The sequence below is a fragment of the Microbacterium murale genome, from assembly GCF_014635185.1.
Taxonomy (GTDB): domain Bacteria; phylum Actinomycetota; class Actinomycetes; order Actinomycetales; family Microbacteriaceae; genus Microbacterium; species Microbacterium murale.
In genome coordinates this window covers 1-612 of sequence record NZ_BMCM01000018.1, presented here as the reverse complement: position 1 = coordinate 612, position 612 = coordinate 1, and the positions used below count along the sequence as shown (strand labels likewise).

Genomic DNA, 612 nt, shown 5'->3' with positions numbered 1-612 from the left:
ATCACGGTGACGTACTTGTCGCCACGCCTGGTGTGGCGCCAGACGTGCTCATCGACGCCAATGACCTTCACGCCCTCGAACCGCGTGGGGTCGTTGATCAGCAGCCGCTTGCCTTCAGCCAGGACCGCGTTGTTGGCGGTGTCCCACGCGACCCCGAGTCCCTCGGCGACACGTGCGACGGTGAGGTGTGCGACCACGATCCCTTCCAGCGCCCACCGCAGCCCGGTGCGCGAGAGCTTCGCGCGTGGCTCCGCCGCGGCGCTGGTGTCTTGGCGCCACACGTGTCCGCAGTCGGCACAGCGGTAGCGGCGCACTACAACTTCCAGCACGGTCGGTCGCCAGCCCAGCGGCTCGTGGGCCAACCGCCGGATCACGGTGTCACGAGCGGCGCCTTCGCTGCCGCACCGCCGGCACCACTGATCTGGTTCCACCACGCGGCACGCGAGGACCGCACGATCCGGTTCAAGTCGTTGTCCGGTCACGCTCAGACCGAGGCCGTCGAGTCGAGCGAAGGCGGTCAGGTCAGGGCGGCCGAAGCCGGCCGGCGGGGTAGCGTCGGGCACGTCGAGGTCTTTCCGATGGATGGCGTAGGAACCTCCATCGTCGGGAGAC

1 pseudogene is annotated in these 612 nt (G+C 69.0%); it reads right to left on the bottom strand.

From position 1 onward, the window contains the following. Positions 1–563, bottom strand: a pseudogene (locus IEV67_RS18885) (ISL3-like element ISPfr2 family transposase); the annotation flags it as partial. Between the last annotated feature and the right edge of the window lie 49 nt (positions 564–612).